This is a genomic window from Arthrobacter sp. AG258 (assembly GCF_004364695.1).
Taxonomy (GTDB): Bacteria; Actinomycetota; Actinomycetes; order Actinomycetales; family Micrococcaceae; genus Arthrobacter.
In genome coordinates this window covers 268,227-281,299 of the sequence record NZ_SOBI01000005.1, presented here as the reverse complement: position 1 = coordinate 281,299, position 13,073 = coordinate 268,227, and the positions used below count along the sequence as shown (strand labels likewise).

Below are 13,073 nucleotides of genomic sequence, written 5' to 3'. Positions count from 1 at the left end.
TCCTTCCAGGGAGTGGGCTTTCTTCATGTGAGAGGCACATCCTGCGTCGATGAACGCGTTCCATTTGGTCCCGGCCGGCTGTCCCTATGTGCAGCGCCCGGTTGATCACCTGACTTTTCTTCGGCGAAACCCCTGGGCCAACCGGCACCGGGGGCCGATATCCGCCCGGATACCGCCAGAAAGACCGTAAAAAACTACATGACTACTTTTGCTGCCCTCGGTACTCCCAAGGCCCTTGCAGACACCCTCACCGCGCAGGGAATCGTTGAACCGTTCCCCATCCAGGTGAAGACCCTCCCGGACACCTTGTCCGGCCGTGACGTCCTTGGCCGTGGCCGGACCGGATCCGGTAAAACCATTGCTTTCGCTATCCCGCTTGTAGCAAGACTCGCTGAGCGGGAAGCCAAGTACTTCCGCAAGCCCGGCCGCCCCATGGGCCTGGTCCTGGCACCCACCCGTGAACTGGCGACCCAGATCAACGCCACCATCGAGCCGCTGGCCAAGGCCGCCGGTTTGAACACCACCGTGATCTACGGCGGCATCTCCCAGGCCCGGCAGGAGAAGGCGCTGCGCGCCGGTGTCGACATCGTCATCGCCTGCCCCGGCCGCCTGGAGGACCTGATCCGCCAGCGCATCCTCACCCTCGAAGGCGTGGAGATCACGGTCCTGGACGAGGCCGACCACATGGCCGACCTCGGCTTCCTGCCCGTGGTCAAGAAGCTCATGGACATGACCCCCAGCCAGGGCCAGCGCCTGCTCTTCTCCGCCACCCTGGACAACGGCGTGGACAAGATCGTCCAGCGCTACCTGTCCAACCCGCTCACCCACTCGGTGGACGACCCGCAGGCCGCGGTGACCACCATGGAGCACCACGTGCTGGTGGTCAACGACCAGACCGTCAAGAAGCAGCTGATCGTTGAGCTCGCTTCGGGTGCCGGCCGCCGCGTCCTGTTCATGCGGACCAAGCACCACGCCCGGAAGCTGGCCAAGACCCTGACCGACGCCGGGATCCCCGCCGTTGACCTGCACGGCAACCTGTCGCAGAATGCCCGTGACCGCAACCTCGCCGAGTTCTCCAACGGCGACGTCCGCGTCCTGGTGGCCACCGACGTTGCCGCCCGCGGTGTGCACGTCGATGACGTCGAACTGGTCATCCACGTGGATCCGCCCACCGAGCACAAGGCGTACCTGCACCGTTCCGGCCGCACCGCGCGCGCCGGCTCCGACGGTACCGTGGTCACCCTGACCCTGCCGGAGCAGCAGTCCGACGTGAAGAAGCTCATGAAGGCCGCCGGCGTGGACGTCAGCTTTGAACGCGTCACCGCCAGCTCGCCGATCGTGGCGGAGCTTGTTGGCGATATCGCCGAAAAGGTCGATCCCCGCACCCGCGCCGCACTGCTGGCGGCCAAGGCCCCCAAGCAGGGTGCCGGAACCTCCACCGGTGCCAACGCCGAGCGCAAGCGTGCACGCCGCCAGGCTGCCCCGAGTGCCGGTGGCCGTGGTGGCCGTGGTGGACGTGGCAAGGTTTCGGCCGAGGCCGCCCGCAGCGACGCCCCCCGTGCTGAGCGCCGCGCAGCAGCCTTCGAAGGCCGGACCGAAGCCCGCGCCGCCTTTGACCGCAACGCAGAGCAGAACGAGGACCGCGCTGTGGCAGCTGCGGCTGCCCGGCGCAATGCCCGCGGCCGCGGCACCGCCTCAACCCACCGCAACGACGTTCCCGCAGCAGGTGGCCGCTCATCGGCCGGCCGCGGTTCCGACGGCCGTGCAGCGGAGGGCCGGGGCGATTCCCGGATCACCCGCAGCGATGCCCCGCGCGGCGGCTCCGGCCGCCCGGCCTCAGGCGGACGCCCCGCGTCCGGCGGGGGCCAGCGCAGCGGGCGCCCGGCAACCGGCCAGCGTGCAGCGGCAGGTGCCTCCGGCCAGCGTTCATCAGGCGCCGGCGGCAGCAAGGCCGTCTGGTCCTCCAACACCGGCGGAACCTCAGGCGGCTCCTACGGGTCCGGCAGCGGTGGCAACGGCGGCTCGGGCCGTCCCGCCCGCAGCGGCCCCCGCCGCGCGTCGGCTCCGGCGTCGAACGAGCGCCGCGGACGCTAGAAGCGCGCCTTGACCACAGCGGTGGTTGAGCTTGTCGGTTTCGACAGGCTCAACCGCCGCTGTGTTTTAACCCAAATAGCCGCCTGGTTTTACCAGCCTCGGACGCGCCATTCGTCCAGGTGCGGACGTTCGGCGCCGAGCGTGGTCGGCTTGCCGTGGCCGGGGTGCACGACGGCGGAGTCCGGGTAGGCGTCGAACAACCGCTCCGTGACGTCGGACAGGAGCTGGGCGAACCGTTCCGGGTCCTTCTCCGTGTTGCCCACCCCGCCGGGGAACAGCGAGTCGCCTGAGAAGATGTGCGCCGGTCCTTCCGGCTCCTGGTACACAAAGGCGATCGAGCCCGGCGTGTGGCCGCGCAGGTGCACGGCGGTGACGTCGAAGCCGTCGAAATTCCCGACGTCCCCGTGGCTTAGCCGGACGTCCACCGGAACCGGCAACGCATCGGCGTCGTCCGCTCCCGCCGCTGTCCTGGCCCCGGTGGCGTCCACCAGTTCCTTCAGCGCCCGCACGTGGTCCCAGTGCTGGTGCGTGGTGGCGATCAGGGCCAGCCGCGGAGCCGCGGCTGTGTCCGCGGCGCCGTCCGCGAGCAACTGCCGGATGGCCGGAAGGTCGTCAGCGGCGTCAATGAGCAGCTGCGCGCCGCTTTCCTTGGCGGTCAGCAGGTACACGTTGTTGTCCATTGCGCTGACGGAGATGCTGCGGATGGTGATGGCCGGCAGGTCGTAGAGAAGTGAGTCCATGGCTTCAGTCTAGGGACGGGCTACAGGCCCAGCGGCAAGGCAGTGGAGTAGACCTGCTTGGACGGCGGGCCGGCCAGGATTTCGTGCAGCGCGTTTTTTCCTTCGGGTGTAGTGCGCCAGGCGGCGTAGTCGTCGTGGTCCTGCGTGGTGGCCCAGGTTTCCACGACCAGGATGTGGCAGGGGTCCGCGTCATCCACCAGCGCCTCGATGCCCTGGTTACCAGGCCACGCGCGGGTGGCCGCGAGCGTTTCGGACAAGTACTTTGCGGCGTCGTTGCGGCGGGCGGGGTCGATCCGGACTTCGAAGTGGACGATGGCAGGCATGAGGCTCCTTGGCATGGGCGTGGCACGGCCGGCTGACCGGTACCCACTGCGTGCAACACGGCTGCGGACCGCTTTCTTCCCGCCCTTGCCGGACCCAAATCCCGGTGTGACCTGCGGCTGCATCCGCCGTGAGGAGATTCATAAAAGTGGGCCTTCTGCAGTTCCGGTTGTTAGCGTCGGAAGTCAAGCCAGACTCTTTGCGACGCCGGCTGAGTGCTTTTCCCCAGTCAGTACCAAGCACGTGGAACCGGCGTCCGGACCGCAGCCTCAAAACTGAAATGGGATCCAATGAGCCAAAAAGCAGCACCCCCCGTGGGCACCGCGGGGCGTGAAACATCGGAACAGAAGCCGCCGGCGGTGGCCGGAACAGGCAGCCCGGAGGCCAGGACCCGGGTCAACAAAACTGTCTTCCTCGGCTCCGCCATCGGCGTGGTGGGCATCGCGCTCTGGGCGATTCTTGCCAAGGACAACGCCGACGCCGTCATCGGGTCCATGGTGGGCTGGGTGTCCACCAACATGGGCTGGTACTACTTCCTGATCGTCACCGCCGTGGTCATCTTCGTCCTGGTCGCCGCGCTGTCCCGGGTGGGCAAGACCAAGCTCGGGCCGGACCACTCCAAGCCACAGTTCGGGATGTTCACCTGGGCGGCCATGCTGTTCGCGGCAGGCATCGGCATCGACCTGATGTTCTTTTCCGTGTCCGAACCCGTCAGCCAGTACCTTGCCCCGCCGCAGGGCGGCGGTGGTACTCCGGAAGCCGCCCGCCAGGCGCTGGTGTGGACCCTGTTCCACTACGGCATCACCGGCTGGGCCCTGTACGCCCTGATGGGGCTCGCCCTGGGCTACTTCTCCTACCGCCACAACCTGCCGCTGAGCATCCGCTCCGCGCTCTACCCCATCTTCGGCAAGAAGATCGAGGGGCCCATGGGGCACGCGGTGGATATCGCCGCCCTGCTCGGCACCATCTTCGGCATCGCCACATCCCTGGGCATCGGCGTCGTCCAGTTGAACTACGGGCTGAACTTCATGTTCGGCATTCCGGAGAACCTGGCCGTGCAGATCGGGCTGATCGTGCTGTCCGTGGTGATGGCAACGGTCTCCGTGGTGTCCGGCGTCGAAAAGGGCATCCGCCGGCTCTCGGAACTGAACGTCGTCCTGGCGGTGGCGCTGATGCTGTTCGTGCTGGTAACCGGGAAGACCAGCTTCCTGTTGGACGGGATCGTCCAGAACGTCGGCGACGTCATGAGCCGGTTCCCGGGCATGACTTTGGATACCTTCGCCTATGACCGTCCCACCGACTGGATGAACGCCTGGACCCTGTTCTTTTGGGCGTGGTGGATCGCCTGGGCCCCGTTCGTTGGCTTGTTCCTGGCCCGGATCTCCCGTGGCCGCACCATCAGGCAGTTCGTCCTGGGCACCATGACCGTTCCGTTCATCTTCATCGTGCTGTGGATCTCCATCTTCGGAAACTCCAGCCTCGACCTGATCATGAACGGCAACGCAGCGTTCGGCGAGGCGGCCATGATCCACCCGGAGGGCGGCTTCTACAGCCTGCTGGAGCAGTTTCCGGCCGTCCCGGTTACCGCCGCCGTGGCCACGTTCACGGGCCTGCTGTTCTATGTGACCTCCGCCGATTCCGGCGCGCTGGTCATGTCCAACTTCACCTCGCACCTGAAGGACGCGGACTCGGACGGTCCCGAGTGGATGCGCGTGTTCTGGGCCGTGGCCACCGGCTTGCTGACCCTGGCCATGCTGACCGTTGGCGGCGTGACCACGCTGCAGAACGCCACGATCGTCATGGGGCTGCCGCTGTCCCTGCTGCTGGTGCTGATCATGCTGGGCCTGTACAAGGCCCTCCGCGTGGAGAACTCGCTCAACGACAGCTACCGTGCCAGCCTTCCCGGCATCATTACCGGCCGCGCCGCGGACCAACGCTCCGGCCGCACCTGGCGGCAGCGGCTGGTCCGGGCCATGAACTATCCCGGCCGCAAGCAGACCATCCGGTTCGCCGAAACCGTGGCCATTCCGGCGCTGGAGGAAGTGGAAGCGGAGCTGCGCGAGCAGGGCGCCGAAACAACCCTGGCCATCACCACGGTGGAGGCCTGCGGGATTCCGAGCATCGACCTGCAGCTGGCCATGGGGGAGGAACGGGCGTTCAAGTACCAGATCTACCCGGTCCGGTACGAGACCCCCAGCTACGCCACCCGCCGGGCGGATCCGGATGACCACTACTACCGGATGGAAGTGTTCGCACAGGAGGGAAGCCACGGCTACGACCTCATGGGCTACACCAGGGAACAGGTCATCACGGATGTCCTGGACCACTACGAACAGCACCTCGAATTCCTGCACCTGAACCGTGCAGCGCCCGGAATCACCCTCCTCGTGGAGGACCAGGTGGCAAAAGACAATTGGGAATCCGACTTCGACATGCAGGAGGAAACTAAGTGAGCACGTCAACGCTTTTCATCGGCGGCAGTTGGGTTGCAGCGTCCGACGGCGGCACCCGGGACATCCACTGCCCCGCGGACGGGCAGCTGGTCGGGACCGTTGCGGAAGCAACAGCAGGGGACGCCGAGCGCGCCGTGCACGCGGCCAGGACGGCGTTCGACGCCGGGGAATGGGCAGGCACCTCGGCACTGGAGCGGGGCTCGTTCCTGCTGGGGGTCGCCGCCAGGCTGCGGGAACGGAAGGATGACTTCGCCCGCGCCGAGACGCTGGACACCGGCAAGCGACTGGTGGAAAGCGAAATCGACATGGACGACATCGCCAACTGCTTTGAGTACTTCGGCAAGCTGGCCGGCCAGGACTCCGGACGGGTGGTGGACGCGGGCAGCCGCACCGTGGTCAGCCGGATCGAATACGAGCCCGTGGGCGTGTGCTCGCTGATCGCGCCGTGGAACTACCCGCTGCTCCAGGCCGCCTGGAAAATTGCACCTGCCCTCGCCGCCGGCTGCAGCTTCGTCCTCAAACCCAGCGAACTGACGCCGCACACCTCCATCCTGATGATGGAAGTCCTGCAGGAACTGGGCCTGCCCGCCGGCGTCGCGAACCTTGTCCTGGGCGACGGCAAGATCGTGGGGCCCGTCCTCTCCGGCCACCCTGAGGTTGACCTGGTCTCCTTCACCGGCGGCCTGGAGACCGGGAAAGCCATCGCGGCCTCGGCAGCTGCCACCGTCAAGAAAGTGGCGCTGGAACTGGGCGGCAAGAACCCGAACATCATCTTCGCGGACGCCGACTTCGACGCCGCCCTGGACAACGCGCTCAACGCCGCGTTCGTGCACTCCGGGCAGGTCTGCTCCGCCGGTGCACGCCTGGTGGTTGAGGAGTCCATTGCGGAGAAGTTCGTAACCGAACTGGTCCGCCGGGCCGAAAAGATCCGGCTGGGTGGTCCGTTCGATCCCGACGCCGAGACCGGCCCGCTGATCTCTGCCGCGCACCGGGACAAGGTCACCGCCTACGTGGAGAAGGGCATCGCCGAAGGCGCCCGCCTGCGGTGCGGCGGCGCCTGGGGCGGCGGGGAGCTCGAGAAGGGCTTCTACTACCTGCCCACCGTCCTGGACCAGGTCAAGAGCGGCATGTCCGTGGTGGTTGACGAGGCGTTCGGGCCGGTGGTCACGGTGGAAACCTTCAACACCGAGGCGGAGGCCATCAAGATCGGCAACGACACCCACTACGGCCTGGCCGGTGCCGTCTGGTCCCAGGATGCCGGGAAGGCCCAGCGGGTTGCCCGGGCGCTGCGCCACGGAACCATCTGGATCAACGATTTCCACCCCTACCTGCCGCAGGCGGAGTGGGGCGGCTTCGGCCAGTCGGGCGTGGGCCGCGAACTGGGCCCCACCGGCCTGGCCGAATACCAGGAAGCCAAGCACGTTTACCAGAACATCGATCCGCAGGTCACCGGCTGGTTCAGCGACCATGCCGCCGCTGCAGAGGGGAAGTAGGACACATGGCAAGCGAAGCAAAGACTGAGTTCGACTACATCGTGATCGGCGGCGGTTCCGCCGGCGCCGCCGTGGCATCCCGCCTGAGCGAGGACCCGTCGGTGGACGTTGCCCTGGTGGAAGCCGGGCCGGATGACCGCAACATTCCCGAGATCCTGCAGCTGGACCGCTGGATGGAGCTGCTGGAATCCGGCTACGACTGGGACTACCCCATCGAGGAGCAGGAGAACGGCAACTCCTTCATGCGGCATGCCCGTGCCAAGGTGATGGGCGGGTGTTCCAGCCACAACTCCTGCATTGCGTTCTGGGCGCCCCGGGAAGACATTGACGAGTGGGAGAAGAAGTTCGGCGCCGCCGGCTGGAACTCCGAGACGGCCTACCGGCTGTACAAGCAGCTGGAAACCAACGAGGACGCCGGCCCGGACGCGCCGCACCACGGCGACAGCGGCCCCGTCCACCTCATGAACGTTCCGGCCACGGACCCCACCGGCCGCGCCATGCTGGAAGCCTGCGAACAGGCGGGCATCCCCAAGGCACACTTCAACACCGGCGACACCGTGGTCAACGGCGCGGGCTTCTTCCAGATCAACCGCCGCGCCGACGGCACCCGGTCCTCCAGCTCGGTGTCCTACATCCACCCGATCATGGACCGGAAGAACTTCACCCTGCTGACCGGGCTGCGCGCCAAGGAACTGACGTTTGACGGGACCAACCGCTGCACCGGCGTGGCCGTGGTGGACAACGCCTTCGCCAAAACACACCAGCTCACCGCAAGGTCCGAAGTGATCGTCTCCACCGGCGCCATCGATTCGCCCAAGCTGCTTCTGCTGTCCGGGATCGGCCCGGCCGCGCAACTGGAAGAGTTCGGCATCCCCGTTCGCGTTGATTCCCCCGGCGTGGGCGAGCACCTGCAGGACCACCCCGAGGGCGTCATCCAGTGGGAGGCCAAGCAGCCCATGACCAAGACGTCCACCCAGTGGTGGGAGGCCGGTATCTTCACCACCACCGAAGAGGGCCTGGACCGGCCGGACCTGATGTTCCACTACGGGTCGGTTCCGTTCGACATGCACACCCTGCGCCAGGGCTTCCCCACCACGGAGAACGGCTTCTGCCTGACCCCCAACGTCACCCACGCCCGCTCCCGCGGGACGGTGAAGTTGCGCAGCAAGGACTTCCGGGACAAGCCCAAGGTGGATCCGCGCTACTTCACCGATCCGGACGGCCACGACATGCGCGTCATGACCGCGGGAATCCGCAAGGCCCGCGAGATGGCCGCGCAGCCTGCACTCGCTGACTGGGTGGGCACCGAGCTGTATCCGGGCGACGCCATCCAGACCGACGAGGAGATCGCCGACTACATCCGCAAGACCCACAACACCGTGTACCACCCCGCGGGGACGGTGCGGATGGGAGCGGCCGACGACGACATGTCGCCGTTGGATCCCCAGTTGCGGGTCAAGGGCGTCACCGGCCTCCGGGTGGCCGATGCGTCCGTGATGCCCGAGCTGACCACCGTGAACCCGAACATCACCACGATGATGATCGGCGAACGCTGCGCGGAGTTGGTCCGCGCGGCACGCACCGCCTGATCCACACGGCCTGGCCAAAAGGGCGGCTCCCTCCGGGGGAGCCGCCCTTTGCCGTATCCGGCCGGCCGGCTATTCGCGCCCTTCGGACACCCAGGTGGGGTTCGCGGACCGGGACCCGACGACGGCGTCCGACGCCGCGGCAAGGACGGCCAGGTGGGCCGGGGTAAGGTCCAGGCCCAGGGCGCCAAGGTTCTCGTCGATCCGGGCCGCCTTCCGGGTCCCGGGGATGGGGACGACGGGCAGGCCAAGCTGCTTGCCTTGGGCGAAGAGCCACGCCAAGGCAACCTGCGCCGGCGTGGCGTTCAGCTGTTCCGCGACGGACCGGACGGTGTCCACCACTGCCTGGTTGGCGCTTGCGGCATCGGGGGCGAAGCGCGGGATATTCCGGCGGAAATCCTTCTCGCCCAGGCTTGACGTATCCACGGTGCCGGTGAGGAAGCCGCGGCCCAGCGGGGAGTAGGGGACAAAGCCCACACCCAGCTCTGCTGCGGCAGGAACCACGTTGCGTTCCACATCCCGGCTCCAGATGGACCACTCGCTCTGGACTGCGGAGATCGGGTGGACGGCGGAGGCGTCCCGGAGTTCCTGCGCCGTCACCTCGGACAGGCCCAAGTGCTTGACCTTGCCCTGCTGCACCAGCTCCGCCATGGCGCCCACGGTTTCCTCGATGGGGACCCTGACGTCGCGGCGGTGCATGTAGTAAAGGTCGATGACGTCGGTGCCCAGCCGCTGCAGGCTGCGGTCCACAGCCTGGCGTACGTATTCCGCGTCGCCCCGGATGTCCGTGTAGCCGTCCGCGGGGGTGCCCACCAGCGCGAACTTGGTGGCCAGCTGGATCTCGGCCCGCCGCTCCTTGAGGAGCTGGGAGATCAGCTCCTCGTTGCTGCCTCCGCCGTAAATGTCCGCGGTGTCGATGAAGCTGACACCGGCATCGACGGCGTGGTGCAGCGTCCGGAGCGCCTCAGCGGGGTCAACGTCGCCGTAGACCGGGGTGAGGGCCATGCCGCCGAAGCCCAGGGGGCTGACGGCCAGGCCGTCGCCGAGCTGGACCGGGTGGCCGTGGTCAGTGGGGGTGTGTGCCATGGGTGCTCCTGTTCGGTTCCTGCAGTGTGGAGTGGTGGTCGTTTACAGCCAGGGGATGATCCGGTCGGCCGCCTGCCGGTCGACCTGGATCAGCCGAGCGTTTGCTTCATCGGGTCCGGTGGCCCAGGCCAGGGCGGCCGCACGGTCCATGCCGAATGACACGTGCCGGTCCACCAGCCGCTGCAGGCGGAGTGCGGGCGGAGTTTCGAGGAACCATACTTCGTCCAGCTGCGCCCGCACCTCCTTCCACGGCTCCTGCCCGGCCAGCAGGTAGTTGCCCTCGGTGATGACCAGCGGGACGTCCGCGGGCACCGCAATCGAGGCAGCCACCGGCTCGTCCAGGGTGCGGCGGAACTCCGGTGCGTACACTACGGCCTCGTCCCGGCGCGCCAACCGGCGCAGCAGCGAAAGGTAGCCCCCGCCGTCGAACGTATCAATGGCGCCTTTGCGCTCCCGCAGCGGCGTCCCCTCGATGATCGCGTTGCCCAGGTGGAAGCCGTCCATCGGGACCACCACCGCCGTGCCGGGGCTGAACTGCTCCTGCAGCCACGCGGCAAACGTGGACTTCCCGGATCCCGGCGCGCCGGCGATGCCCAGGATGGTGCGCGTCTCCGGGGCCAGCCTGCGCCGGAGCGCATCGACTGCCTGCACGATCTCGGGGGAGTCCATGGCAAGAGCCTAGTCACTGCTGCGCGCGGCTGCCTGGTCCTTCGCGGGAAGCGCCTTCAGGCCGGCGGCACAACCCACGATGCCGGCAATGAACAGGAGCTTCAGGACGCTGAAGGGCTCCACGCCCGTGATCATCGCCCAGCCGACCGTCAGTGAAGCACCGATGCCCACCCAGACCGCGTAGGCCGTGCCAAGTGGAATGCTCCGGATGGCCATGCCCAGGCCCAACATGCTCAGGGCCGCCGTGACGGCGAAAACGACGGTGGGGAGGGGCTTGCTGAAGCCCTCGGACAAGCCCAGGGCGGTGGCCCAGACAGCTTCCAGGACCGCGGAGGCCAGAAGGACCAGCCAGGGAACTGAGCGTTTCACGGTTACGCCACCACCTTCAGGCCGACCACGCACGCGGCGATGCCGGTGAGCAGCGCCAGCCGGGCCGCCGTCGGGCGTTCAACCCTGGTGGCCATGGCGTAGGCGGAGGTCAGGACCACGCCGACCCCTACCCAGACGGCGTAGGCCGTTCCGGTGGGGATGGACTGCATGGCGATGGCGAGGCCGCCGGTGCTCGCCGCGACGGCCAGCAGGAACACGGCCGCGGGCGCGATGCGGCGGCGGCCGGAAACCTGGGCGGACCGGTGCAGGGCGGCTGCCCAGACGGCCTCGAGGGCGCCGGAAAGAAGAAGGATTATCCACGACATGACCAGATCCTTTGGCCAGTCTTGTCGCGTGCCGGGTACTGAACCGTCGTCCGGAGGCTCTGGTGCGGAGCCTTGGATTCCAGCGTAGCAACGCACGACGCCGGGGGGCCAGCGATGGTGCCCAACCTCACCATGCGGGGGGAGGGGGCTTTACCCGGCGGGCTCCAGCGGGTCGACCGACACCACTGCCAGGAAGCCCCGGCCCAGGATCTCCGGGCTGTTGTCGTCCGAACCGGCCACGGCGTCGTAACGGCCCAGTTCCACCGGGTTGGTGTCCGCCTGCCCGCTGCCGCCTTCACTCACCACAGCCTGACCCTGCAGCAGCACCGCCAGTTGGCCATCGAACACCGGATGCGCCCGCTTCTTGGACAGCTCGATGATGGAGGTGTACCCCTTGTATGCCGCGGCGCGGGTGATGACGTTCAGGTCGCGGATGTCTCCGGTGGGCAGTGACCCTGTTGTGGCCGCGCCGCCGTCGAACCGGAAGGGACGGTATTTCTCCAACGGCTGCTCTGCTCCGTCCACCGTGAGCAGCAGCAGTTCACCCTCGATCACGGTCAGGACCCGTTCCATGCCGGGGAACGCGGAGAAGTCACCTGCCTTGGTGACGTCCGCGATGCTCACCCGCCAATCCCAGCCGCCGTCGGACGAGCCCTGGCGCGCGATTTCCCTCGTCACCCCGCCCCCGTTGCGCCATGGTTCGGCCTTGAGCCCTGCGAAGCGGATGATCTGCATCCGCCCAGCCTAGTTCCCAAGCCCGGCAGGTTCAGGGTCCGGCGTCGCAGGTTGCGTCCCGTCCTGCTAATCTCCTCCGGGGGGTCATCACGAAAACAGCCTGAAGGAGCCGGGAATGTTCGTCAAAGTGTGTGGTCTCAGTACGCCCGAATCGGTCCGCGCGGCGGTGGAAGCAGGGGCCGACGCCGTAGGTTTCGTGCTCACCGCCAGCCCCCGGGTGGTCTCGCCCTCCCAGGCCGCCTCCCTCTTGTCGGAGGTGCCCGCTGGAGTTCGCCCGATGGGCGTGTTCCGCGACGAACCCGTGGTGGACGCCGTCGCCATTGCCCGGGCGGCGGGCCTTGAATGGATCCAGCTGCACGGGAACCGTTCCCGGGCGGACGTGGCAACGGTGCATAATGCCGGCATGAAGCTGGTCCGGGCCATCACCATGGGTGCCTCCGACGATGAATTCGAAGACTGGGGCGAGGACCTGCTCCTGATCGATGCGGCGGCGCCGGGCTCCGGCGAGTCCTGGGACTACGCCTCCGTGGCGGCGTTGCCGGTGCTGCAGGGCCGGGACTGGCTGCTTGCCGGCGGCCTGGACGCGGCCAACGTTGGCCAGGCCTCGGCCGCTGCCCAGGCCTGGGGCGTGGACGTCTCCTCGGGCGTCGAAGCGACCCGCGGCGTGAAGGACCTGGCGAAGATCCGCGCCTTCGTGCAGGCCGCCAAGGCAACCGCCGCCGTGTAGTCGCCCGGCTCAGGGCAAGATCAGGGGAGTCCCCTACCTTTTTGCCAGAGGTCCGGGGGCAGAATGGGTGCATGAAGACACTTCTGAACGTTATCTGGCTGGTTTTTGGCGGCTTCTGGCTTGCCCTGGGCTATTTCCTCGCGGGCGTGGTCTGCTGCCTGCTGATCGTCACCATCCCCTGGGGCATCGCGTCCTTCCGGATCGCTGCCTACACGCTCTGGCCCTTCGGCCGGATGGTGGTTGACCGGCCCGGCGGCAACGGTGTCTTCTCGCTGCTGGGCAACGTGATCTGGCTGCTCGTTGCCGGCATCTGGATCGCCATCGGCCATGTGCTCACGGCGTTCGCCATGGCGGTGACCATCGTGGGCATCCCGCTGGCCATCGCCAACCTCAAGCTGATCCCGGTGTCCCTGATGCCGCTGGGCAAGCAGATCGTGCCGTCGAGCAGGCCGTTTGCCAGCAACTACCGCTGAG

At 67.5% G+C, this 13,073-nt stretch carries 13 protein-coding genes and 1 riboswitch; of the genes, 6 read left to right on the top strand and 7 right to left on the bottom strand.

Going from position 1 to position 13,073, the window contains the following annotated elements; translation table 11 throughout:
- The first annotated feature begins 198 nt into the window (after positions 1–198).
- Positions 199–2,094 (top strand): DEAD/DEAH box helicase, encoded by a 1,896-nt coding sequence (locus DFO47_RS12795; RefSeq protein ID WP_133831872.1) that lies wholly within the window; start codon positions 199–201, stop codon positions 2,092–2,094.
- An 89-nt stretch (positions 2,095–2,183) separates the two neighbouring features.
- Here the strand turns inward: DFO47_RS12795 and DFO47_RS12790 are convergent, their stop codons facing one another.
- Both DFO47_RS12790 and DFO47_RS12785 read right to left on the bottom strand, forming a co-directional pair.
- A complete protein-coding gene (locus DFO47_RS12790; protein ID WP_133831871.1) occupies positions 2,184–2,834 on the bottom strand; it encodes an MBL fold metallo-hydrolase in 651 nt (216 codons plus the stop codon).
- 20 nt (positions 2,835–2,854) lie between these two features.
- Positions 2,855–3,157 (bottom strand): antibiotic biosynthesis monooxygenase, encoded by a 303-nt coding sequence (locus tag DFO47_RS12785; protein WP_133831870.1) that lies wholly within the window; start codon positions 3,155–3,157, stop codon positions 2,855–2,857.
- 288 nt (positions 3,158–3,445) lie between these two features.
- Here DFO47_RS12785 and betT point away from each other — a divergent pair, with 288 nt between their 5' ends.
- From betT to DFO47_RS12770, 3 genes are read left to right on the top strand one after another with little or no spacing between them, the layout of a single operon-like run.
- A complete protein-coding gene (gene betT, locus DFO47_RS12780; protein ID WP_243835471.1) occupies positions 3,446–5,608 on the top strand; it encodes a choline BCCT transporter BetT in 2,163 nt (720 codons plus the stop codon).
- Positions 5,605–7,101: an aldehyde dehydrogenase family protein gene (locus DFO47_RS12775; RefSeq protein WP_133831869.1), complete on the top strand. Its 1,497-nt coding sequence runs from the start codon at positions 5,605–5,607 to the stop codon at positions 7,099–7,101. Before betT ends, DFO47_RS12775 begins: the two co-directional genes overlap by 4 nt.
- Positions 7,102–7,106: 5 nt before the next feature.
- Positions 7,107–8,690, top strand: coding sequence for a GMC oxidoreductase (locus tag DFO47_RS12770; RefSeq protein WP_133831868.1), 1,584 nt, complete (start codon positions 7,107–7,109; stop codon positions 8,688–8,690).
- 69 nt (positions 8,691–8,759) lie between these two features.
- Here DFO47_RS12770 and DFO47_RS12765 read toward each other — a convergent pair whose 3' ends face one another.
- From DFO47_RS12765 to DFO47_RS12745, 5 genes are all read right to left on the bottom strand, one after another.
- On the bottom strand, positions 8,760–9,773 hold the full coding sequence (locus DFO47_RS12765) for an aldo/keto reductase (protein ID WP_018760813.1): 1,014 nt from the start codon (positions 9,771–9,773) through the stop codon (positions 8,760–8,762).
- A 42-nt stretch (positions 9,774–9,815) separates the two neighbouring features.
- Complete coding sequence (locus DFO47_RS12760) at positions 9,816–10,442, bottom strand: nucleoside/nucleotide kinase family protein (protein ID WP_133831867.1); 627 nt, start codon at positions 10,440–10,442, stop codon at positions 9,816–9,818.
- Between the two features lie 9 nt (positions 10,443–10,451).
- Positions 10,452–10,811, bottom strand: a complete 360-nt coding sequence (locus DFO47_RS12755; RefSeq protein ID WP_018760815.1) for a multidrug efflux SMR transporter — start codon at positions 10,809–10,811, stop codon at positions 10,452–10,454.
- Between the two features lie 2 nt (positions 10,812–10,813).
- Positions 10,814–11,137, bottom strand: a complete 324-nt coding sequence (locus tag DFO47_RS12750) for an SMR family transporter (protein ID WP_018760816.1) — start codon at positions 11,135–11,137, stop codon at positions 10,814–10,816.
- A 10-nt stretch (positions 11,138–11,147) separates the two neighbouring features.
- A riboswitch (guanidine-III (ykkC-III) riboswitch) is annotated at positions 11,148–11,213 on the bottom strand.
- A 74-nt stretch (positions 11,214–11,287) separates the two neighbouring features.
- Positions 11,288–11,872, bottom strand: coding sequence for a HutD family protein (locus DFO47_RS12745; RefSeq protein WP_018760817.1), 585 nt, complete (start codon positions 11,870–11,872; stop codon positions 11,288–11,290).
- A 115-nt stretch (positions 11,873–11,987) separates the two neighbouring features.
- Between DFO47_RS12745 and DFO47_RS12740 the strand changes: the two genes are divergently transcribed.
- Together DFO47_RS12740 and DFO47_RS12735 are read left to right on the top strand one after the other, a co-directional pair.
- Positions 11,988–12,599, top strand: a complete 612-nt coding sequence (locus DFO47_RS12740) for a phosphoribosylanthranilate isomerase (RefSeq protein WP_133831866.1) — start codon at positions 11,988–11,990, stop codon at positions 12,597–12,599.
- A gap of 71 nt (positions 12,600–12,670) precedes the next feature.
- Positions 12,671–13,072 carry a YccF domain-containing protein gene (locus DFO47_RS12735; protein WP_018760819.1) on the top strand — a complete coding sequence of 134 codons (402 nt, stop codon included), beginning with the start codon at positions 12,671–12,673 and terminating at the stop codon, positions 13,070–13,072.
- Position 13,073 lies beyond the last annotated feature (1 nt).

Coding starts and splice junctions, on each gene's coding strand:
- betT (WP_243835471.1), top strand. CDS start 3,446: ATGAGCCAAAAAGCAGCACCCCCCGTGGGCACCGCGGGGCGTGAAACA.
- DFO47_RS12745 (WP_018760817.1), bottom strand. CDS start 11,872: ATGCAGATCATCCGCTTCGCAGGGCTCAAGGCCGAACCATGGCGCAAC.
- DFO47_RS12770 (WP_133831868.1), top strand. CDS start 7,107: ATGGCAAGCGAAGCAAAGACTGAGTTCGACTACATCGTGATCGGCGGC.
- DFO47_RS12750 (WP_018760816.1), bottom strand. CDS start 11,137: ATGTCGTGGATAATCCTTCTTCTTTCCGGCGCCCTCGAGGCCGTCTGG.
- DFO47_RS12795 (WP_133831872.1), top strand. CDS start 199: ATGACTACTTTTGCTGCCCTCGGTACTCCCAAGGCCCTTGCAGACACC.
- DFO47_RS12790 (WP_133831871.1), bottom strand. CDS start 2,834: ATGGACTCACTTCTCTACGACCTGCCGGCCATCACCATCCGCAGCATC.
- DFO47_RS12785 (WP_133831870.1), bottom strand. CDS start 3,157: ATGCCTGCCATCGTCCACTTCGAAGTCCGGATCGACCCCGCCCGCCGC.
- DFO47_RS12765 (WP_018760813.1), bottom strand. CDS start 9,773: ATGGCACACACCCCCACTGACCACGGCCACCCGGTCCAGCTCGGCGAC.
- DFO47_RS12760 (WP_133831867.1), bottom strand. CDS start 10,442: ATGGACTCCCCCGAGATCGTGCAGGCAGTCGATGCGCTCCGGCGCAGG.
- DFO47_RS12740 (WP_133831866.1), top strand. CDS start 11,988: ATGTTCGTCAAAGTGTGTGGTCTCAGTACGCCCGAATCGGTCCGCGCG.
- DFO47_RS12735 (WP_018760819.1), top strand. CDS start 12,671: ATGAAGACACTTCTGAACGTTATCTGGCTGGTTTTTGGCGGCTTCTGG.